The organism is Acinetobacter wanghuae, from assembly GCF_009557235.1.
In the GTDB taxonomy this organism is placed as follows: domain Bacteria; phylum Pseudomonadota; class Gammaproteobacteria; order Pseudomonadales; family Moraxellaceae; genus Acinetobacter; species Acinetobacter wanghuae.
In genome coordinates, this window is sequence record NZ_CP045650.1 from 2,649,457 (window position 1) to 2,671,228 (window position 21,772).

At 40.2% G+C, this 21,772-nt stretch carries 21 protein-coding genes and 2 tRNA genes; 13 read left to right on the plus strand and 10 right to left on the minus strand.

The window, feature by feature from the left end:
- Window positions 1–3: 3 nt before the first annotated feature.
- The 5 genes from GFH30_RS12705 to GFH30_RS12725 all read right to left on the minus strand — a co-directional run bounded on the left by GFH30_RS12705 (window position 4) and on the right by GFH30_RS12725 (window position 2,826).
- Complete coding sequence (locus GFH30_RS12705; RefSeq protein WP_153373129.1) at window positions 4–609, minus strand: LysE family translocator; 606 nt, start codon at window positions 607–609, stop codon at window positions 4–6.
- Between the two features lie 196 nt (window positions 610–805).
- On the minus strand, window positions 806–1,198 hold the full coding sequence (locus GFH30_RS12710; protein ID WP_153373131.1) for a hypothetical protein: 393 nt from the start codon (window positions 1,196–1,198) through the stop codon (window positions 806–808).
- A gap of 14 nt (window positions 1,199–1,212) precedes the next feature.
- Window positions 1,213–2,049, minus strand: a complete 837-nt coding sequence (locus GFH30_RS12715) for a ParA family protein (protein ID WP_153373132.1) — start codon at window positions 2,047–2,049, stop codon at window positions 1,213–1,215.
- A 66-nt stretch (window positions 2,050–2,115) separates the two neighbouring features.
- Window positions 2,116–2,508 (minus strand): SirB2 family protein, encoded by a 393-nt coding sequence (locus tag GFH30_RS12720; protein ID WP_153373134.1) that lies wholly within the window; start codon window positions 2,506–2,508, stop codon window positions 2,116–2,118.
- A gap of 9 nt (window positions 2,509–2,517) precedes the next feature.
- Entirely contained in the window at window positions 2,518–2,826 is a 309-nt protein-coding gene (locus tag GFH30_RS12725; RefSeq protein ID WP_153373136.1) for a BolA family protein, read from the minus strand.
- A gap of 242 nt (window positions 2,827–3,068) precedes the next feature.
- Here GFH30_RS12725 and GFH30_RS12730 point away from each other — a divergent pair.
- The 13 genes from GFH30_RS12730 (at window position 3,069) to GFH30_RS12790 (ending at window position 15,251) form a co-directional block, all read left to right on the plus strand.
- Window positions 3,069–3,141, plus strand: a tRNA-Gly gene (locus GFH30_RS12730).
- Window positions 3,142–3,183: 42 nt separating this feature from the next.
- A tRNA-Gly gene (locus GFH30_RS12735) sits at window positions 3,184–3,259 on the plus strand.
- A gap of 168 nt (window positions 3,260–3,427) precedes the next feature.
- Entirely contained in the window at window positions 3,428–3,664 is a 237-nt protein-coding gene (locus GFH30_RS12740) for a VF530 family protein (protein ID WP_153373138.1), read from the plus strand.
- Between the two features lie 183 nt (window positions 3,665–3,847).
- Window positions 3,848–4,810, plus strand: coding sequence for an alpha/beta hydrolase (locus GFH30_RS12745; protein ID WP_153373140.1), 963 nt, complete (start codon window positions 3,848–3,850; stop codon window positions 4,808–4,810).
- A gap of 378 nt (window positions 4,811–5,188) precedes the next feature.
- Window positions 5,189–6,700 (plus strand): acetaldehyde dehydrogenase ExaC, encoded by a 1,512-nt coding sequence (gene exaC, locus GFH30_RS12750; RefSeq protein WP_153373142.1) that lies wholly within the window; start codon window positions 5,189–5,191, stop codon window positions 6,698–6,700.
- 404 nt (window positions 6,701–7,104) lie between these two features.
- Window positions 7,105–8,226, plus strand: a complete 1,122-nt coding sequence (gene ribBA, locus GFH30_RS12755) for a bifunctional 3,4-dihydroxy-2-butanone-4-phosphate synthase/GTP cyclohydrolase II (RefSeq protein ID WP_153373144.1) — start codon at window positions 7,105–7,107, stop codon at window positions 8,224–8,226.
- 11 nt (window positions 8,227–8,237) lie between these two features.
- The gene (gene ribH, locus GFH30_RS12760; RefSeq protein ID WP_067765591.1) at window positions 8,238–8,708 is read left to right on the plus strand and encodes a 6,7-dimethyl-8-ribityllumazine synthase; all 471 of its coding nucleotides are present in this window, start codon (window positions 8,238–8,240) and stop codon (window positions 8,706–8,708) included.
- 4 nt (window positions 8,709–8,712) lie between these two features.
- The gene (gene nusB / locus GFH30_RS12765; RefSeq protein ID WP_153373146.1) at window positions 8,713–9,162 is read left to right on the plus strand and encodes a transcription antitermination factor NusB; all 450 of its coding nucleotides are present in this window, start codon (window positions 8,713–8,715) and stop codon (window positions 9,160–9,162) included.
- A 21-nt stretch (window positions 9,163–9,183) separates the two neighbouring features.
- Window positions 9,184–10,101, plus strand: a complete 918-nt coding sequence (gene thiL, locus GFH30_RS12770) for a thiamine-phosphate kinase (protein WP_153373148.1) — start codon at window positions 9,184–9,186, stop codon at window positions 10,099–10,101.
- On the plus strand, window positions 10,079–10,600 hold the full coding sequence (locus GFH30_RS12775) for a phosphatidylglycerophosphatase A family protein (protein WP_153373150.1): 522 nt from the start codon (window positions 10,079–10,081) through the stop codon (window positions 10,598–10,600). Before thiL ends, GFH30_RS12775 begins: the two co-directional genes overlap by 23 nt.
- Window positions 10,601–10,620: 20 nt before the next feature.
- Window positions 10,621–11,985, plus strand: a complete 1,365-nt coding sequence (glmU, locus tag GFH30_RS12780; RefSeq protein ID WP_153373152.1) for a bifunctional UDP-N-acetylglucosamine diphosphorylase/glucosamine-1-phosphate N-acetyltransferase GlmU — start codon at window positions 10,621–10,623, stop codon at window positions 11,983–11,985.
- A 12-nt stretch (window positions 11,986–11,997) separates the two neighbouring features.
- Window positions 11,998–13,836, plus strand: coding sequence for a glutamine--fructose-6-phosphate transaminase (isomerizing) (glmS, locus tag GFH30_RS12785; protein ID WP_153373154.1), 1,839 nt, complete (start codon window positions 11,998–12,000; stop codon window positions 13,834–13,836).
- 47 nt (window positions 13,837–13,883) lie between these two features.
- Entirely contained in the window at window positions 13,884–15,251 is a 1,368-nt protein-coding gene (locus GFH30_RS12790) for a phosphohexomutase domain-containing protein (RefSeq protein ID WP_153373156.1), read from the plus strand.
- A gap of 63 nt (window positions 15,252–15,314) precedes the next feature.
- Here GFH30_RS12790 and GFH30_RS12795 read toward each other — a convergent pair whose 3' ends face one another.
- The 5 genes from GFH30_RS12795 to galU all read right to left on the minus strand — a co-directional run bounded on the left by GFH30_RS12795 (window position 15,315) and on the right by galU (window position 21,741).
- Window positions 15,315–16,700 (minus strand): capsule assembly Wzi family protein, encoded by a 1,386-nt coding sequence (locus GFH30_RS12795; RefSeq protein WP_153373476.1) that lies wholly within the window; start codon window positions 16,698–16,700, stop codon window positions 15,315–15,317.
- A 200-nt stretch (window positions 16,701–16,900) separates the two neighbouring features.
- Window positions 16,901–17,932, minus strand: a complete 1,032-nt coding sequence (galE, locus tag GFH30_RS12800; RefSeq protein ID WP_153373157.1) for a UDP-glucose 4-epimerase GalE — start codon at window positions 17,930–17,932, stop codon at window positions 16,901–16,903.
- Entirely contained in the window at window positions 17,925–19,586 is a 1,662-nt protein-coding gene (gene pgi / locus GFH30_RS12805; protein ID WP_406565737.1) for a glucose-6-phosphate isomerase, read from the minus strand. The genes galE and pgi overlap by 8 nt, the downstream gene beginning before the upstream one ends.
- Before the next feature lie 11 nt (window positions 19,587–19,597).
- The gene (locus GFH30_RS12810; RefSeq protein WP_153373161.1) at window positions 19,598–20,854 is read right to left on the minus strand and encodes a nucleotide sugar dehydrogenase; all 1,257 of its coding nucleotides are present in this window, start codon (window positions 20,852–20,854) and stop codon (window positions 19,598–19,600) included.
- 11 nt (window positions 20,855–20,865) lie between these two features.
- A complete protein-coding gene (gene galU / locus GFH30_RS12815) occupies window positions 20,866–21,741 on the minus strand; it encodes a UTP--glucose-1-phosphate uridylyltransferase GalU (protein WP_153373163.1) in 876 nt (291 codons plus the stop codon).
- Window positions 21,742–21,772: the final 31 nt, after the last annotated feature.

Here is a 21,772-nt window from a genome sequence, read left to right on the forward strand (position 1 = left end):
GCTTCAAGCGGATGATGAATGGAATAAATTGATTATCAGTGGAATTAAACACAGCAATAAAAACAGCGCCGACCCTTTATAAATGAGGTCGGTTTTTATTTTCTCAGACTGCCCTGAGAGTACGGCTTGACCAAATGCCATCCAAAAAATAAATACGGGCAGAGTCACTAAACTAAAGGCCGCGAACACCAAGACAAAATTGGTCGGGTTGTCCCATGTACTACTCGGAAAAATCGCGGCTGCAAATAAAGCAGCTTTGGGATTTTTTAAGGTGGCAGCAAAAACTTGCCATGGGCGAATTTCGGGATGTTTTTTATTATGCAGTTCTAATTGATCCGCCTTAAACAATTTAAACGTGAGCCAACCCACATAAACTGTACTACTAATATGAACCAAAGCAGCAAAATTTGGCCAAATGGGTGCTGCCAAATGAATCAATAATGCCCATACATTAATGGCATAAAAATACCCCAATAAAATCACAGGAATATAAAGACTGGTTTTTGCCTGTCCATGTTGATGCGCTGAGCTTGCAACCAGTGCATTGCCTGCACCCGGTATCATTAGCACAGCAATGACAGCCAAAAGAAATAACCAATTTTCAACCATATACAATAGATATCCCAGTTTGTGGCGCTACATTAACGAAAATAAAGCGCAGAGAACAAGATCTATTCAGCATAAATCTTGTACGTATTCGTCACAAAATATGACGAGTTTTTAGGGAATAAAAGCCCAAATATATAAGCATAAGGGCAAAAAAGCTGGCATAAATGCCAGCTTTAAAATACGAAAAAGAGAACGACTATTTGCTTGCTTTTTGACGAATAATAATTGGACAAGATTTATAGCGTGCCGTTTCTACAATCGCTTCTTGTTCACCCAATACACGTGCAAGTTCAGTTTTTTTGGTATTTGAAGATTGTCCCATATTCACAGAAACACTTGGACCAATGCCCCATCCACCATGACTACCAAAACCACCACCCAAGCCTACACCTACCCCAACACCAGTACGTTTTGGAGTGGTAACACCACCGTCAATATAACGTTGAATGCGGTTGTATTCGCCTTGTAGTTGTTGGCAATTGAAAGATTGATATTTGGTCGGTGAAACATAGCTTGGCTTGACTGTACCTGCACAGGCACTTAACAAAGCCAAGGCACCGAGCGCAAAAGTTAATTTCAGCAGTTTCATAATCGACTCAATATTCAATGTTTCTCTATCTCATTGAACAACGATATATAGGCCTGAGTCAATTTATGATCTGTAGCCAAATGAATTAAAGGCAGATTTTTCTGATGGGATTCTTTCATTACAATTGATGGTGGCAACATGCTTTCAAGTACCGGTAAGCCTTCAGTTTTAAGCTGCTCGACCACTTCACGCGGCAATTTTGCCTGTGCCTGAAACTGATTAACCACAATGCCTTCAATCTCTAAACGGTCATTATGATCATCTTGGGTTTCAATGACGTTTTCAATCAAGGTATGTAAAGCACGCTTGGAGAATACATCACAATCAAATGGAATAAGGACGCGATCTGCCGCAATCAGTGCAGACAAGGTAAAAAAGTTAAATGCAGGCGGCGTATCAATAAAAACTCGATCATATTGCCCCGAGCACTGTTGCAAAGCATCACGCAGTTTATAAATTTTATGTTTAGACTCAAGTGCATGCCCAAGTGCACCAAGACTTGGACTCGCTGGAATCACATCTAAGTTCTTAAACGGCGATTGATGAATATAGCCTTCTAAGCCTTTACTGCGACTTTTTAAAATCGAGCCAATAGCATTACCAATCAAGCCTTTGCTTTGCTGATTACCAAGCACATCTTCAAAATAGTTTTCAATATTGGGTTCTAATGCTGGTTTATCGCCTGAGTAGGTCGCATCGTCGCCGAGTAAATACTGGCTCGAATTGGCTTGTGGGTCGAGATCAATTAATAAGGTTTTCAGACCTTGATGGGCACTGATTGCCGCCAAATTAACGGTAATACTCGATTTTCCCACGCCACCCTTTTGGTTAAACACCACACGTGTACGCATTAGAACCCCCTAAAATTTTATTATAAATATTTGATTTCTAGGACATGATTAAAACACGAAAAGGAATTATCCAAAATTCGGTTTAATGATGACCAAAGCGACAATTGAAATAAGTGAAACAATTGCAATAAATAAGCCAGCTCGACGCTGAACCATCAATACCGCTTCATCTTTTTTATAGGCTTTTGCCAAAGACGAAATCAGTACCAAGAATAAAATAACCTTGGCATAAAACCATGGCTGAACATCAAAATCTTTTAGCACTAAAGCAATAACCCCTGTCAGAGCGATCAATGCCATGGCCAAATGTTGTAATGCCACCAATACAACACGACCTTTAGGATTGGGTAAATTTCCCTGTGTTCCCACAAACAAAGTTGTTGCACGCAAAACCACAGCAATAATTGCAAGACTTGCCGCGCTCATATGAATAATTTTAATGATTAATTGAGTATCCATGAACAATCCTTAAGCTTTAGGTGCATGTGCACATTCAGGGCTGGTCGTATCCTGATTTTTCCATTCTTCAGGCACAAATGCATGAATCGCAAGCGCATGAATTTTTCCAGGACTGAGTAAATCACCTGCCGCAGCATAAATTTTTTGATGACGTTGCACCAAACGTAAGCCTGCAAATACGTCACTGACAATCACGGCTTTAAAGTGTGATTCTTTGCCTGGAAAATAACCACCATGACCACTTGATTCATTGACCACGTCCAAATGAGTCGGGCAAAGCTGCTCTAAACGCTCAATTAACTGTTGTTCTAAGCTCAAAATTCGCTCCAAAAAAAGAATTGCCTAAATATAGAGCTAGTATAGCGTGTTCTAGATGCTATTGCGCCTTTGCAAGAACTGAACTAAACACGTGAAATAATGATGATTTTTTCTTCAAAAACAGCATTAAAATACGAAACTTTCAGTTTTTTCCTTAAAATTGATTTTATTTTATTCAAACGATCTAAGTTTTTTCACAAAGGTGTTGACCTCATTTTCCCATCCTGTATTATACACGGCATGCGGGAATAGCTCAGTTGGTAGAGCATAACCTTGCCAAGGTTGGGGTCGGGAGTTCGAGTCTCCTTTCCCGCTCAAATTTTTTAAGTGTAAGTTTTTGATAAAACTGCTCAATTTGCGGAAATAGCTCAGTTGGTAGAGCATAACCTTGCCAAGGTTGGGGTCGAGAGTTCGAGTCTCTTTTTCCGCTCCAAATTCTAAAAAAATCCCTCATCGAAAGATGGGGGATTTTTTTATGTCAATTTTATTGCATTGTTTAAAAATAACTTTCCTCTGATGATTTTCACCCACACTCAAAACGAAAATCTTTCGACCTAAGCTAGGTTATAATGCATTCCTCCCCAAAGATGATTGATCCAATATGAACACATCCAATGACCCTTTACACGGCAAAAAACTTGCTGACATTTTGGATGAGTTACTCGATTACTATGATGGTTTTGAAGGGTTAAGTCGTAAAATCGAAATTCGATGCTTCTGTATCGATCCAAGTGTGAAGTCATCATTGCGATTCTTACGCACCACACCATGGGCACGTGAAAAAGTCGAAAATTTATATCTGTATGTCTTACGCCAAAAAGCTAAACAAAAACCTTAGTTGTTGGTCGTCTTAGCTGCAGCATAAAATTTTATCGCAAAGCGTGAATGCTCTTGAGAGGGTAAAGATATCGATTGATTATGATTGTAGATGTGAATATATCTGCTCTTTTCTAAAAATATCGTAATTGACAAAATCTGCTGAATACTCAAGGATAATGCTTACAATAAATGAGTATAAAAAATGACAACCACAACTATTCGATATCAAACTGATATTTTAGGAAAAGGCTTTGAACAAGCCACTTTAGAATTTCCAGATGATTTTGAGGGCAAAGTCATTGGCACTTTGGTCCGTAAAAAAGCCGATAAAACAACATCCAAAGCTGTGCTTTATATTCATGGCTTCGTCGATTATTTCTTCCAAACTGAAATGGCTGAACGTTTTAATGCCGAAGGTTTTGACTTTTATGCTTTAGACCTACGAAAATATGGTCGCTCACACCTGCCCCATCAAAAATACTATAACGTGTATGACATTGCCGAATATGATGCAGAAATCACTGAGGCGCTGAATATTATTGGCAATGAAGGACACGATGCCGTTCTACTATGTGGACACTCCACAGGAGGTCTGACCACGACTTTATATGCAGCACACCATCCCAATCATCCACTCATAAAAGCCTTATGGTGTAATAGCCCATTTTATGACTTTAATATGAGTCCCTTTGAAAAGAAATTTGCGATTCCGAAAATGAGTGCATTGGGTAAACCCTTTCCTGACCTGCTATTCCCGAGTCGCTTAAATCGTTTTTACGTTCCAAGTCTACATATCAGTTACCACGGCGAATGGCACTTTAATCTTGAATGGAAAAAGCCGACTTATCATTTGGTGCGACTCAGTTTTGTACATGCGATTCATCAAGCACACAAGGAAATCCATCAAGGAGTCAGCTTAAACATTCCTGCGTTAATTATGCATTCCTCAAAGTCGAGCTATCCTTTACGTTTTAATCATGATGCTCAAAGTAGCGATATCATTCTTGAAGTTAAGGACATGATTAAGTATGCCAATAAAATGTCAGGTGATATCACCTTGTGCGGCATTCAAGATGGTTTGCATGACTTAGTCTTGTCCAAAGCACCTGTACGGGAAACGGTATATCAAGAACTCTTTCAGTGGCTAAAGTCTAAACATCTTTAATGACTTTGATCTTTAATCAGTCGATGCGTTAGAACTCTCTAGCGCATTTCAATACGTGTTCAATTCACACGTATACATCTTTCTAGGTTAATGCTTTTATTGTTATTTTCTAGGTAATAAATATGTGAAGAATGTCATGTTATATGATGAGCCAATCAAAAATGAAATAGGCTTAAGCCCTTATTATTAAAATAATAAATTTTAAAAAATCCTCCAATTCTGTGTTGTCTTTTGTTGCATGCTTGTAAGTTATCAACTTCATTGAAACAAGCCTCTTTATATTAAGCAAAGTACTGAGCATGTTTAGCTCAGAGACCAAACTTTTCCTATCATTTTTAGCGCAATTTTTTAAATAACAATATAGATAAGGAACACATTATGCGATATGCAGATCCCAATACAGACGGTGCAAAAATTCAATTTAAACAGCAATATGAAAACTTCATTGGTGGCAAATGGGTTGCACCTGTCAAAGGTGAATATTTTGATAATATCTCGCCGGTCGATGGCAAAGTTTTTAGCAAAGTACCGCGTTCGAGTGTGGAAGATATTGAACTCGCACTTGATGCCGCACATGCTGCAAAAGCACAATGGAATAGCGCATCCCCGACCACGCGTTCCAATATTTTGCTCAAAATCGCAGATCGTTTAGAGGAAAACTTAGAACTTTTAGCTGTAGCTGAAACATGGGACAACGGCAAACCGATTCGTGAAACTTTAGCGGCAGATATTCCACTTTGTATTGATCATTTTCGTTATTTTGCCGGTTGTATCCGCGCCCAAGAAGGTGGCATTTCAGAAATTGACGAAGATACCATTGCCTATCATTTCCATGAGCCTTTAGGGGTCGTCGGTCAAATTATTCCATGGAACTTCCCGATTCTGATGGCGGCATGGAAAATCGCACCCGCACTCGCGGCGGGCAATTGCATTGTGCTTAAACCCGCAGAACAAACCCCTGTCAGTATTTTAGTACTCGCTGAGCTCATTCAAGATATCTTACCGCCCGGTGTTCTCAATATCGTGAATGGTTATGGTGTGGAAGTCGGTCGTCCCTTAGCCACCAATCCACGTATCTCGAAAATTGCATTTACAGGCTCAACCGCAGTCGGGCAAATGATTATGCAATATGCCACTGAAAATATTATTCCAGTGACTTTAGAGCTAGGTGGCAAATCACCCAACCTGTTCTTTGAAGACATCATGGACAAAGAAGATGATTATCTTGATAAAGCGCTTGAAGGCTTTGCCATGTTTGCCCTCAACCAAGGGGAAATTTGTACCTGCCCTTCACGTGCTTTGGTGCAAGAAAGTATTGCGGATGAATTTTTAGCGCGTGCGGTAGAACGTGTAAAACGCATTAAAACGGGACATCCTTTGGATACGACCACAATGATTGGCGCTCAAGCCTCACAGGAACAGCAAGATAAAATTCTAGGTTGTATTGCCACAGGGCGTGAAGAAGGTGCGCAAATTCTTACTGGCGGTGAGGCACGTCAAGAAGTTGGGCAAGGTTTCTATATTGAACCCACCATCTTTAAAGGCACCAATGATATGAAAACCTTCCAAGAGGAAATTTTTGGACCTGTGCTTGCGGTCACCACCTTTAAAGACTTTGATGATGCGATCAAAATTGCTAATGACACGATTTATGGTCTAGGTGCAGGTGTGTGGTCACGTTCAGCGCACACGTCTTATCGTGCAGGTCGTGCGATTCAAGCCGGTCGTGTATGGACAAATTGCTATCACATGTACCCTGCTCATGCTGCATTTGGTGGTTATAAGAAATCAGGTATTGGGCGTGAAAACCATAAGATGATGCTCGATCATTACCAACAAACCAAAAACTTATTAGTGAGTTATTCGACTAAACCTGCTGGTTTCTTCTAAAGTAAAAATGTAATAAAAAGCGGACTTCGGTTCGCTTTTTTGATTGAAGCAAGATGTACTTTTCATGCTTAATTTTGCATTTTTTATTGAATTGAAATTTAAGTTTCCTAATAACAATACAAATTAAAATAAATCAGCACATTGAACATGCAAAATCATTCACGCCTTATGTCTCTTCTGTATATCTATTTATATTTTTATGCTTTTCAAGTGTTTAAAAAACAGCCTTAAAAGCACCGCTTTCAATTAAAGTTGGCTTTTAAAGCCGAACAAGACTGTGTATAACAATGAACCATACAGGGAAATTGATAAGCATAGGCAAAATCGCTCAAAAAGCGTTAGACTATGCAACCAATAATGTCATGATTCGGTCTGAATAAGATCAAAACAAAAGGTGAAGGTTGATGCCGCTCAATACCGTTGAAGAGCTTGTAGCAGATATCCGTGCAGGAAAAATGGTTATCCTGATGGATGACGAAGATCGCGAAAATGAAGGTGATCTTGTCATTGCAGCAACGCATGTTCGTGCAGAAGACATCAACTTCATGATCACGCATGCGCGTGGCTTGGTTTGCCTGACGTTAAGTAAAGAACGCTGCCAACAGTTAAATCTGCCTTTAATGGTCGATGCCAATGGTGCGCAGCACGGCACTAACTTCACGCTTTCAATTGAAGCGGCTCAAGGTATTTCTACGGGTATTTCACCTGCTGAACGTGCACATACCATCCAAACTGCGGTCGCAGCACATGCTAAACCGGCTGACATTGTACAACCCGGACATATTTTCCCATTGATGGCACAACCAGGTGGCGTATTACACCGTGCAGGTCACACTGAAGCAGGTTGTGACTTATCACGTTTAGCAGGTTTAGAACCCGCATCTGTGATCTGTGAAATTATTAATGAAGACGGTACGATGGCACGTCGTCCTGATCTTGAAGTCTTTGCAGAAAAACATGGTTTAAAAATTGGTACGATTGCCGATCTTATTCATTACCGCATGACCAATGAGCAAACGGTTGAACGTTTAGATCAGCAAAAACTAGATACCGAATACGGTGTGTTTGATCTTTATCGTTACCGTGAATTTGGCAATCCCGATATTCATTTAGCTTTAGTGAAAGGTGAGCCTAAAGACGGCGTCACCACAGTTCGTGTACATGGTTTTAATCCAACGCGTGATTTATTGAAGCTCAATAAGCAAGATGGCGAACCGGCTTGGAACTTAGATCGCGCGTTGAAAGAAATTTCAAGCAGCGAGCGTGGTGTTCTGGTTTGGATTGGTCAACGTCATTTACAAGATTTAGGTCCTGCATTAGATACCCTTAACGCACCAAAAAATGTAAAATCGAATGCTGCACTTTCTCAGCAGTATCAAACCATTGGTGTGGGTGCACAAATTTTACGTGATTTAGGCGTGGAAAAGATGAAGCTGCTTAGCTCTCCTTTACGCTTTAATGCACTTTCAGGTTTTAACTTAGAAGTGGTGGAATACATCACCGCACATCAAACATCAGAGAAATAATCGAGGTTGCTATGGCTGTTCGCCGTATTGAAGGTATGTTACATCTCGCGAACGAAGACCGTTATGCGATTCTAGTTGGTCGTTTTAATAGCTTTGTTGTCGAACATTTGTTAGAAGGTGCCGTTGATACATTGAAACGTCATGGCGTATCAGAGGATAATATCACTGTTGTTCACGCACCTGGTGCTTGGGAACTTCCTGTCGTTGCGAAGAAACTTGCGGCTTCAGATCGTTTCGATGCCATCATTGCGCTTGGCGCAGTCATTCGTGGTAGCACGCCTCACTTCGATTTCGTTGCTGGCGAATGTGCCAAAGGTTTAGGCGTTGTTGGTCTAGACACTGGCTTACCCGTCATCAATGGTGTACTCACTACGGATAGTATTGAACAAGCGATTGAACGCTCTGGAACAAAAGCAGGTAATAAAGGTAGCGAAGCTGCCTTAACTGCGATTGAAATGGTTAACTTGTTAAAGGCTATTTAACGCTATGTCGCAAACACTTCAAGCAACTTATGCAGCAAAACGTAAAGCACGTCGCTTTGCTGTACAAGGAATTTATGAATGGCAAATGAGCCACAATCCAGTCCATGAGATTGAAGCACGTACACGTGTAGAAAATGCCATGCACAAAGTGGATCTTAGCTATTATCATGAATTGTTGACCGAGGTGGTTGCCAATCATGAAGCATTGGATGCGCTCTTAATCCCTGTCCTTGACCGCGAAGTTAGCGCCCTTGATGGCGTTGAACTTGCAACACTTCGTCTTGGTGCATATGAACTTAAAGAACATCTTGAGATTCCATATCGCGTTGTTTTAGATGAAGCGATCGAGCTTGCTAAACACTTTGGCGGTGCAGACAGCCATAAATACATCAATGGTGTATTAGACCGTTTAGCGACAACTTTACGTGCAGCAGAAAAGCAACAATCTAACTAATTTTTTAAGCAGATTGTTTGTATGGCTGAGTTCTCGATTATCGACACCTATTTTAATCAGCGGACATCTACGTCTGTCGATTTAGGGGTCGGTGACGACTCAGCCTTGCTCACCCCTCCTCCACAGCAACAATTGGTCATTTGTGCCGATACTCTCGTTGCTGGACGTCATTTCCCTTTAGAAACTCATCCGCATGCGATTGGTTGGAAATCTGTTGCCGTCAATTTATCTGATATTGCTGCAATGGGCGCAAAACCGCATAGCATCTTACTCGCCTTGAGTTTACCCCAAATTGATCATGACTGGCTTAAAGGCTTTAGTCAGGGTTTATACGATTGTTGCGATCAATTTGGTGTGAGTTTAATTGGTGGCGATACCACCCAAGCCCCTCATTTGACCCTATCTGTGACCGCACTTGGCTGGGTCGATATAGGGAAAGCCGTACAGCGTTCAGGCGCGCAAGTTGGCGACCTAATTTGTGTATCAGGTACAGTGGGTGATGCCGCATTTGCCTTAAAGCATTTGGGTCACCCGTTACAACAGCGTTTGGACTATCCAACGCCACGCTGCGCTCTGGGTCAAGCATTGAAAGGCTTAGCAAATAGCATGATTGATGTCTCAGATGGTTTAAGCCAAGACTTGGGACACATTTTAAAAGCATCACAAAAAGGTGCGATTTTAAATTTAGAAAATTTACCTGTTAGCCCTGCACTTCAAGATTTAAGCCATGAACAACAATGGCAATATGCATTGGCAGGTGGCGATGACTATGAGTTATGTTTTACAATAAGCCCGCAAAATTATGAAAAACTTTTGCAGCAACCACTTGATGTAAATATAACAATGATTGGCACAATTACAGACAGTCAAATTCTCTCTTTTCAGCATCACAAGCAAAATATCATGCTGAATTTAAATGGATATCAACACTTTGCATAAGCCAGCGATTCATTTTAAAGCTATGTCTTGGGCAGATCGTTTTATCGTGTTCTGTGGCATAGGCTTTGGTTCAGGATTATTGCCCAAAGCACCAGGGACGTTTGGTTCAGCATTTGCATTGCTGTTCGTGCCCATTTGGCTTGCGATTGGCTTTTCAAATACAGTCATCGCCATTGTATTGATGTCATTGATTGGGATTTATATTTGTGGACGAACCGCCAAAGTCATGGGCGTACACGATGATGGTCGTATTGTTTGGGACGAGTTCGCCGGACAATCCATCACCTTTTTACCCATTTTGTATTTGGGTCAAATGAATGTGTGGTGGCTGATCATTGGTTTTGCCCTATTTCGTTTATTTGATGTTTGGAAACCATGGCCCATTCGAGTTATTGATCGCCAAGTCGGCGGTGGTTTCGGCATCATGTTTGATGACATTATTGCAGGTCTTTGGGCTGCACTGTGTATCTGGTTCTATTTTTATTTCACCGTGGCATAAGCCATTTTTAGGATTACAACATGTCAACGACTGTTATTATTCTTGCTGCAGGTAAAGGAACGCGTATGCGTTCGCAACTCCCGAAAGTATTACAACCGCTTGCAGGACGTCCTTTGCTTGGTCATGTCATTGACACTGCTCAAAAAATTAAAGCAGACAATATCATTACCATTTACGGTCACGGTGGCGATCGCGTTCAAGCAGCATTTTCAGATCAAAAGATTACTTGGGTGGAACAAGCTGAACAATTGGGTACAGGTCATGCGGTTAAAGTGACGTTGCCAGTATTGCCAAAAGATGGCATCTCTTTGATTCTATCTGGTGATGTGCCATGCATTAGCCAAACCACACTACAGAACCTACTTGCTACCACGCAAGACAAAGGTATTGGCTTAGTTACTCTCACTCTATCTGATGCCACAGGTTATGGTCGTATTGTCCGTGAACATGGTCAAATCCAAGCCATTGTTGAGCATAAAGATGCCTCTGATGAACAGCGCCAAATTAAAGAAATTAATACGGGGATTTATGCCGTTAGTAATGCTAAATTGCATGAATGGTTACCAAAACTTAGCAATAACAATGCGCAAGGTGAATATTACCTGACCGATATTGTTGCTATGGCACTTGCGGATGGTATGACGGTCGCATCTGTTGAACCTGAGCAGGCTTTTGAAGTTGAAGGCGTCAATGATCGAGTGCAACTTGCAACACTTGAACGTCAGTATCAAGCCGATCAAGCTAAAAAGCTCATGCAACAAGGCGTGCATATTATTGATCCATCACGTTTTGACTTACGTGGTACTTTAAAAGTAGGTCAAGATGTGCGCATCGACATTAATGTCATTATTGAAGGCAATTGTGAGTTTGGTGATGATGTTGAAATTGGTGCAGGTTGTGTGATTAAAAACACCACCATTGCAGCAGGCACAAAAGTTCAGCCATATAGTATTTTTGACAATGCTGTTATCGGTGAAAATACGCAAATTGGTCCTTTTGCACGTCTACGCCCTGGTGCGAAATTGGCTGCTGAAGTTCACATTGGTAACTTCGTTGAAGTCAAAAACTCAAGCATTGGCTTGGGCTCTAAAGCCAATCACTTCACTTACTTAGGTGATGCTGAAGTAGGTGCAGGCTCAAATATTGGTGCAGGAACTATTACCTGTAACTATGATGGTGCTAATAAATTCAAAACCATTATCGGTGACAATGCCTTTATTGGCTCAAACAGCTCACTCGTTGCGCCTGTTCAAATTGGCAATGGTGCAACAGTCGGTGCAGGCTCGACCATTACCCGTGATGTTGCAGAGAATAGTTTAGCAGTAGAGCGTTCAAAGCAATTCGTGAAAGAAAATTATCCACGTCCACAAAAAATTAAGAAATAAGAGGAATTCATTATGTGCGGTATCGTCGGTGGCGTTGCAGAACGTAATATCAGTAATATCCTCATTGAAGGTTTAAAGCGTCTCGAATATCGAGGTTACGATTCAGCAGGTCTTGCATTAATTAATGCTGGTCAAGTATTGCGTGAACGCCGTGTCGGTAAAGTAGCGAATTTAGCTGAAGCCGTGGCAGAGTCTCAAATTACAGGTAGCTTGGGTATTGCGCATACCCGTTGGGCAACCCATGGCAAACCAACGGAAGCCAATGCCCATCCCCATGTTTCAGGCAATGTTGCCGTGGTACATAACGGTATTATTGAAAACTACCAAGAACTAAAAGACGATTTAGAAGCTTTGGGCTATGTCTTTACTTCACAAACAGATACTGAAGTTGTGGCGCATTTAGTCAATGATGCATTAAAAACAACACCAAGTTTGTTAGAAGCAGTTCGTCAGGTTGTGCCTCAGCTGAAAGGTGCTTATGCACTCGGTATCGTACATACAGATCATCCAAATGAGCTGATTACAGTACGCGAAGGTTCACCTTTAGTGATTGGTGTAGGTATTGGCGAGAACTTTATCAGTTCAGATCAATTGGCTTTACTCCCTATTACCAATCGTTTTATCTACCTTGAAGAAGGTGATATTGCACGTTTAACCCGTAATACCATTGAAGTATTTGTAGATGGTCAGCTCGTTGAGCGTCCTGTCAAAGAACTCGATGCAACGGTGAGCAATGCGTCTAAAGGCGAGTATAAGCATTACATGCTCAAAGAAATTTATGAGCAGCCTGAAGCCATTAAACAAACCATTTCACAAGCTTTAAATGGCAATGCACTTCGTGAAGATTTCTTAGCGTCTGCTGTGCAAGATTTTGCGAATATTCAACAAGTACAAATTATTGCCTGTGGTACCAGTTACCATGCGGGCATGATTGCAAAATACTGGTTCGAGCAACTGATTAATCTGCCATGCCAAGTGGAAATTGCCAGTGAGTTCCGTTATCGCTCACCTGTCATTGTGAACAATACGCTTTATGTCTGTATTTCCCAATCTGGGGAAACTGCGGATACCTTAGCCGCACTTCGTGATACACAAAAACGTGCATTAGCAAAAGATTTAAACATCACAACCATGACGATTTGCAACGTCGCAACATCATCCATGGTGCGTGAAACCAATCACAGTTTGTTGACGCTTGCTGGTCCTGAAATTGGTGTCGCTTCAACGAAAGCATTTACCACTCAGCTTGCCGCACTTATGCTTTTAGTGTTAAAAATTGGTGAAATTAAGCAGAGCATATCTGACGCTCAAATTGCAGAGATTGTGGCGGATTTATGGCATACACCAAAAGTGATTTTGGACACGCTACAGAACAATCCTGAAATTTTACGTTTATCTGAACTGTTTGTTGAGAAACAACACTGCCTATTCTTAGGTCGTGGTACACACTTCCCAATTGCATTAGAAGGCGCACTGAAACTCAAAGAAATTTCTTATATTCATGCAGAAGGTTATGCAGCAGGTGAACTGAAACATGGTCCACTCGCACTGGTTGATAACGACATGCCTGTTGTGATCCTTGCACCACAAGATGACATGCTCGATAAACTGAAATCCAACATGGAAGAAGTTCAAGCACGTGGTGGTGAACTCTTTGTCTTTGCGGATGAGAACAGCGGTATCAAAGCCAAAGATCGTCAACATGTGGTGTATGTACCGAGTGTGAATGCCATTATTGCGCCAATCGTATACAGCGTACCGGTGCAATTACTTTCTTATCATGTTGCAGTATTACGCGGTACGGATGTCGATCAACCACGCAATCTGGCAAAATCGGTGACAGTTGAATAATTTCAAAGGCTGGTGAACCAGCCTTTTTCATATTTGAGGGAATAAACATGACATTAACTTGTTTTAAAGCTTATGATATCCGCGGCAAACTTGGCACAGAGCTGAATGAAGAGATTGCTTATAAAATTGGTCGTGCCTACGGCGAAATTTACCAACCTAAAAAAATTGTAGTTGGTTGTGATGTTCGCTTAACCAGTGAAGACCTTAAACAAGCCACGATCAAAGGCCTTAATGATGCCGGTGTTGATGTTTTAGATTTAGGTATGACAGGTACAGAAGAAGTTTATTTCGGTGCTTTCCATTTAGATGTGCAAGGTGGCATTGAAATTACAGCCAGTCATAATCCTATGGACTATAACGGCATGAAATTAGTCCGTGAAAATGCACGTCCGATTAGTGCTGACACAGGTTTAAAAGAAATTCGCTTATTGGCTGAATCAGGTAAATTTAAAGATGTTGCGGTGAAAGGGTCAACTGAAAAATACAATATCTTGCCTGAGTTCATCGAACATTTGATGACGTACATCGAACCTGCAAAAATCAGCCCATTAAAGTTGGTTGTCAATGCAGGCAACGGTGCAGCAGGTCACGTGATTGATGCCATTGAAGAAAAATTTAAAGCACTCAGTGTGCCTGTCAAGTTTATTAAAATTCATCACGAGGCTGATGGTACTTTCCCCAATGGTATTCCCAACCCACTATTAGTTGAAAACCGTGATAGCACACGTAATGCAGTCCTTGAGCATGGGGCTGACATGGGCTTAGCTTGGGATGGTGACTTTGATCGTTGTTTCTTATTCGATGAAAAAGGTCAGTTTATTGAAGGCTATTATATTGTCGGCTTATTGGCTCAAGCCTTCTTACTGAAACAATCTGGCGAAAAAATTGTGCATGATCCTCGCCTTGTTTGGAATACTTTTGATGTTGTCGAGCAATACCAAGGTGAAGCGATCCAATCAAAATCTGGTCACTCTTTTATTAAAGAAAAAATGCGTGAACGCAATGCTGTTTACGGCGGGGAAATGAGCGCCCATCATTACTTCCGTGACTTTGCATATTGCGATAGCGGTATGATTCCTTGGTTATTGGCTGTTTCTGTTCTTTCAGAAACTCAGAAACCACTCTCTTCGCTGGTTGAAGAAATGATTGAAAAATTCCCTTGTTCAGGTGAAATCAACTTCAAGGTCGAAGATACTCAAGTGACAATTCAAAAAATCTTCGATCATTTTACCGATCAAAAACCAACAATTGATAAAACGGATGGTGTAAGTTTAGATTTTGGCGCTTGGCGCTTAAATGTTCGTGCTTCAAATACTGAGCCACTTCTACGTTTAAATATTGAAAGTCGTAAAGATCAAAATCCAAAACCAATTCAAACATATGTGGATGAATTAACTCAATTGATTCAAGCTTAATAATTAGATTAATTTATAGAAAAAAGAGCCTTTAAGGCTCTTTTTTCTATTGGCAAATTAGACTCAATGTTTAAACAAAGTACTATCCAACGGGATTTCAATGCCTACTGATGCACCCGTATCACGCCCATGTAAATCTGAATCACTGACCCAAGCCTTAATTTCCAAAGGAAGTGTTGGTTTAAGGTAATGTGTCCAAGTCAAATCTAAAGCTTTAATTTCATCTTTATTGGGGAAAGCTTCATTAATAGATAGATTCGACTGATTCACTGTAGCGAAAAGTGCTCGCCCACTTAATCGATTTATAAGGTCGATACGAATATTCCCACCAATTGAATACATTTCACTATCTCCCCCTAAGCTATGCCCCAGTGGGAAACCATGTTGATAATAACCATCCTTATAATCACCATGACTATATGTGTATCCCCAAACTTCTCTATTAGTACGAGTATCAGCTAATTCTAAATACAATTGAAATGGTAATTTTCCAAGCTCAGAGGAGTAATCCACACCTAATAAATAAAATTTCCTAGATGGTAGATACCCAGCCTCATCCTCGCCAATCAATTGACCATAAATTCCTAAAGGCAAATCAATTAGGTGCTTAAGATTTAGTTTTATATCAATACCTGCAAGTTGATTGGATTTATCTAAAGCGCGGTCATCGAAATTATCATTTCCTTTAATGGCCTCCCACAAACCACTTAAACTTTCATCTTTACCATCTCCTCCCCACTGAAGAATCCTAGATGCTCCTATTTCTAGATATGGGCGTGGTTGCATTGTTAAACGTAAACCAAGTAATTTTGCATTGGGAATAGCCTCATAATTATCTAATTGACCGGCAAAAATTTGATATTGCCAATCACCAATCCAAGAGAGCCACTTCGTTTCAAAAGCCTTTTGCTCAGCTCTTTGCATCGTTAAGCCATACACTGGACGACTGGCATCGCCTCGAATCAAACTGCCTTCATACCCTGGACCCCAATATGTCGGAATTTGCCCTGCAATTAACCACTGATTCCGTAGTTTTCCAGCAATATAAGAGCCTTCGATATTAATATCATGACCATGATCTATCACTTGATCTTTTTCGGCATTAACCTTTAATCTTGCATCCCAATGCGCTTGTCCTGCATTTAATTCAACACCGGCAACGTATTGCGCTTTAGCATTCGTTCCAAATTGTTGTGGACTATACGCTTGATCACTTGCAATAGAGAGATCAAATTTAACAGCAGTATTTTCTTTATTTAAAACTGCTTTAACAGAATCAATGACTTTTTGCTGTGTATTATTCAAAACTTTTGCGTGATTTAAAGCACGTTCAATCTCATCGCCACTTAAGGGCCAAGTCGATGTACTGATTTGAATCACACCTTGTTGATTCAGCCAATTTAGATCCGTACGTAACTCTTCATTATTTAATACAATACCTTGTGCCATGACAGGAACAGTAATGATTGATAAAATCAAGCTCGATAAAATTTTCAATTTCTATTCCTATATATGTAAATAATTTAAATGTTACAAAAAATTGAAATCACTTTTTAAGATAATTATTGAATGACAAGATTTTAATGTAATAAATATTTTAAGGTATCATTTACAACAAAGTTAATACTTAAAATAGTAAATACATAATTTTAAGATTCAACATCAGCCAAATACCCTTTTGGATTTTTCTTCTGCCAATTCCAACTATCAGCCAGCATATCTTCCAGACCAAATTTTGGTGTCCAACCCAACTCAGAAACCGCAAGTGCATTATCTGCAAATGTCGTCGCCACATCACCTTCACGACGAGGGGCGAATTCAAATGGAATTTCAATCCCATTAACTTGTTCAAAGGTATTTTTAATCTGTAGTACAGAACAACCATTGCCTGTACCAACATTCCAAACACGGCAACCTTGAGCATTTAAGCGATTCTTCAATGCGCATAAATGTGCATTAGCTAAATCAACCACATGAATATAATCACGCACCCCTGTACCATCAACAGTATCATAATCATTGCCAAAAATAGATAATTTTTCGCGACGACCCACTGCAACTTGCGTGACATAAGGCATTAAGTTATTTGGAATACCTTGCGGATCTTCCCCAATTTGACCGCTTTTATGTGCGCCAACAGGGTTAAAATAGCGTAATAAGGCAATTGACCAACGCTCATCAGCAACCGATAATTTCTGTAATAATTGTTCTACAATGAGTTTGGTGTAACCATAGTTATTACTTGGCATACCTGTTGGCATTTCTTCATTTAGTGGTGATACATTAGCTTCATCATAAACCGTTGCAGAAGAGCTAAAGACCAAATTAAATACGTTGGCACGTTCCATTGCTTTGACTAAGCTGATCGAGCCTGAAATATTATTTTCAAAATACTTAAGCGGAATTTGCTGACTTTCACCTACGGCTTTTAAGCCAGCAAAGTGAATTACGGCATCAATCTGATGGGTCTGAAACACTCGATCAAGCGCATTTGAATCAAGAATATCACCTTCGATAAAATCTAAAGATTTTGAAGTTAAAGTTTGAACACGATTTAAAGACTCTTTCGAACTATTCGATAAATTATCCAATACAACGACTTCATGTCCTGCACTAAGTAGTTCAACACACGTATGTGAACCAATATAGCCTGCTCCACCGGTGACTAAAATTTTAGACATGATCTTTTCCCATCAAAATTTGGATTAATCCTTGTGTCGATGCATCAAGTTTAGATAAATCGGTTTGTTCAGCATTTAAAATTGGCAGCAATTGGTTGGCAATTTCCTTACCTTTTTCAACGCCCCATTGATCAAATGGATTAATATTCCAAAGCACAGATTGAACAAATACTTTATGTTCATAAAGTGCAATCAGCATACCTAAGCTATACGGATTCAACTCTTCAAGTAATATCGTGGTACTTGGTTGATTCCCTTCATATTGCTTATAGCGTGGCAAATCTTTGATTTCTTCTTGATCAAGTACTTGATTGCCAAATGCCAATAAGCGAGATTGTGCCAAACAATTCGACAGTGCTAAATGATGCTGCTGAATTAATGCATCGGCATTGTCAACATAGGTAAATTGCTGTGCGTTGTAACGCTGAATCGGTGCAATAAAATCACTGCTTACGGCTTGTGAACCTTGATGCAACAATTGATAAAAAGCATGTTGTGCATTTGGACCAACTTCGCCCCAAATAATCGGGCAAGTCGTCCATTCAACTTTTTCGCCATTGCGCTGAATCGATTTCCCATTCGATTCCATTTCAAGCTGCTGTAAATATGGAGCAAAATATTTTAAACGCCCGTCATAGGGTAAAACTGCATGGGTCTGAATGTCTAAAAAATTGCTATTCCAAGCACTAAGTAACCCCATGAGTACAGGGATATTTTGCTCAAAAGGTTCGGTTTGGAAATGCTCATCTACTACGTGCGCACCTGCAAGTAAATGTTTAAAACCATCTACCCCAATCGTCAATGCAATGGGCAACCCGATACATGACCAGAGTGAATAACGTCCACCGACCCAATCCCAAAGTAAAAGTTGCTTCTCTGAATGAATGCCCCACTCTGTCATTTTTTCAGGTTTGGTCGACACACCCACAAAGTGATGTTTTAGCATTTGAGCCGATTGACCTAAAGATTTTTCTAGCCACAGTCGTGCTGTTTGCGCATTCGATAAGGTATCGATCGTACCAAATGACTTGGATGAAATAATAAAAAGCGTCGTTTCAGGACGCAGCTTATGTAATATTTCAGAGAGCTGACTACCATCAATAGTTGATACAAAGTGAACGTTTAAAGGCTTGACTGTTTTTTGCTTAAAATCAGATAAAGCTTGGGTAACCATGAGCGGCCCAAGGTCCGAGCCACCTACACCGATATTCACAACATCCTGAATCACTTCACCTGTCACACCGCGACATTGCCCATCATGGATTTGTTCAACAAGTTGGTACATGCGTTCCAATTGTTCATGAACGAAGCCTGCTGTTTGCTGATGTTTTTGGGTATTTTTAGGTAACCGCAAAGCCCAATGCATGGCAGCACGCTGCTCAGTATAGTTGATTGCTTCCGTTGAAAATAAGCGTTTGATCCAAGGCTGAAGTTCAGCAACGTGTGCCCATTGAATCAAATGTTTGAGGACTGTGCTATCAACACGCTGCTTACTATAATCGAAAACTAAAGGTGCAAGCTTAACGCTTAAAGTCTCAAAGCGATTATCATGCGCTTTAAAAAACTCTTTCAGGTGTTTGGGTTTGATTCGATTTTTTAATTCTTCTAATTTAAATAAAACCGTATCCATATCTTCCACTGCGTAAGGATGCATTTTTGCCACCATTAGCGTCCTACCCCTATATAAGCGAAACCTTGTGATTTAACATATTCAGGATCATAAATATTACGCCCATCCAAGATTAATGGATGCTGCATAATTTTCAATAAATCTTTGTAATTTGGACTCCAATACTGCTTCCATGCGGTTAACAAGCATAACGCATGAGCACCTTGAGCCGCTTCATATTGATTGGTACAGTAAACCAAATCATCACGATGACCATATACTTTTTCAATTTCAGCCAGCGCCTGTGGATCATGTAGACGTACAGTGACACCTTGTGCCCAAAATGCTTTAAGCATGATATGTACAGGGGATTGTTGGATACGTGAGGTATTTTCTTTAAAAGAAGCACCCCAAATGGCGACTGTTTTACCTTCTAAATCGCCATGGTAATAATTCCAAAGCTTTCTAAATAACAGTTCTTTTTGTTGCTCATTAATGTCCCAAACTTGCGCGAGCAATTGGCTCTTCGCACCCGCTCCTGAAACAGTATTCGCAAGTGTTAAAATATCATGCGAGAAATTTTCACCGCCAAAACCTGCACCCGGATATAAATACGAACTACCAATACGACTATCCGCCGCCATACCCTGACGGACATATTCAATATCAATACCGAGTTTTTCAGCGACAACGGCTAAATCATTAATATAACTAATGCGTGTTGCCAACATCCCTGAGATACTGAGCTTAGTAAACTCGGCATCTAATATGGGCATAAATAAATATTGTTGCTCACGTGAAAATAAGGGACGTAATAATTCTTTTAGTAGCACTTGTGCACTACTTTTTTCACACCCGACAATCAGTTGTTCCGCCTGAATAAAACTCGTAAGTGCATTACCTTCCTGAATAATATCAGGCAAATATACCCACTCATCTTGCGGCAGATATTGTTTTAATTGTTCTGTGCCATGTAAACCCAGTGTCGAGGCATTAATCATGAGTTTAGGATGGATAATCGTCCGTTGACCAATTTCTTTGATCAACTCAATACCTAAATCGACTTCAGTCGGATTAAAACTAAAAATATAGCTATCAATATCTAAAGGAATATCTTGAAGGGTACAGTACTGTAGAAACTCATTTTGCTCTTGTTTAACTAATAAGTTCTTGACCGCTTCATCCTGAGCAAAGACATGTTCTGATGTATTTTTTAAAAATACATCACACCAATACACTTGATGACCGTATTCAGCCAATACACCTGCCAATACACCTGAATAAAGTGTTCTACCAAATACTGCAACCTTCATATAATGACCTATTAAAGTGCCAGTTCTTTAATCATAGCTTTAAATTCTGTACCTAATTTTGGATGATCAACCCCGTAGTATAATACTGCTTTTAAGTAACCAAGCTTACTACCACAGTCAAAGGTTTGACCTTTCATACGGTAAGCCTCTACCACATCAGTCTGTTGCAGCATCGCAATTGCATCTGTAAGTTGAATTTCATTGCCTGCACCTTTAGGGGTTTGCTCCAAAAGCTGCATAATTTTAGCGGGTAGAATATAACGACCAACCACTGACAAATTAGAAGGTGCTTTATCCACTGCTGGCTTTTCTACAATCCCTTGCATTTGAATACTTTCACCTTCCGCAGGCGATTTAGCAACATCAACAATACCGTATTGATCGACTAGATGATTTGGTACAGCTTCCACCATAATTTGTGATGCTTGTGATGCTTCAAAACGTTTAATCATCAGACTTAAATCATTTTCTCCATCTGAATCTTTCACCAATACATCAGGCAGTAATACAGCAAAATCGTCTGTACCTACAACAGCTTTAGCACATAACACTGCATGCCCTAAACCAAGTGGTTGCGGTTGACGCACACTAATCACTTTGACATGCGAGGGTAAAATTTCTGTGATTTCTTTGAGCAGGTCAAATTTCTTTTTATTTTCTAAAGTCGTTTCTAGCTCAAAGTTACGGTCAAAGTAGTTTTCAATAGACGCTTTTGAAGAATGGGTCACTAAAATAATTTCTTCGATACCTGCAGCAACTGCTTCACGTACCACGTACTCAATGGCTGGACGGTCAACAACAGTGACCATTTCTTTAGGAATGGATTTACTTGCTGGTAAAAAACGTGTGCCTAGTCCTGCGACAGGTAAAATTGCTTTTTTGATCATCTTGCCTTAGCCCAATATAAGTTCTTTACAC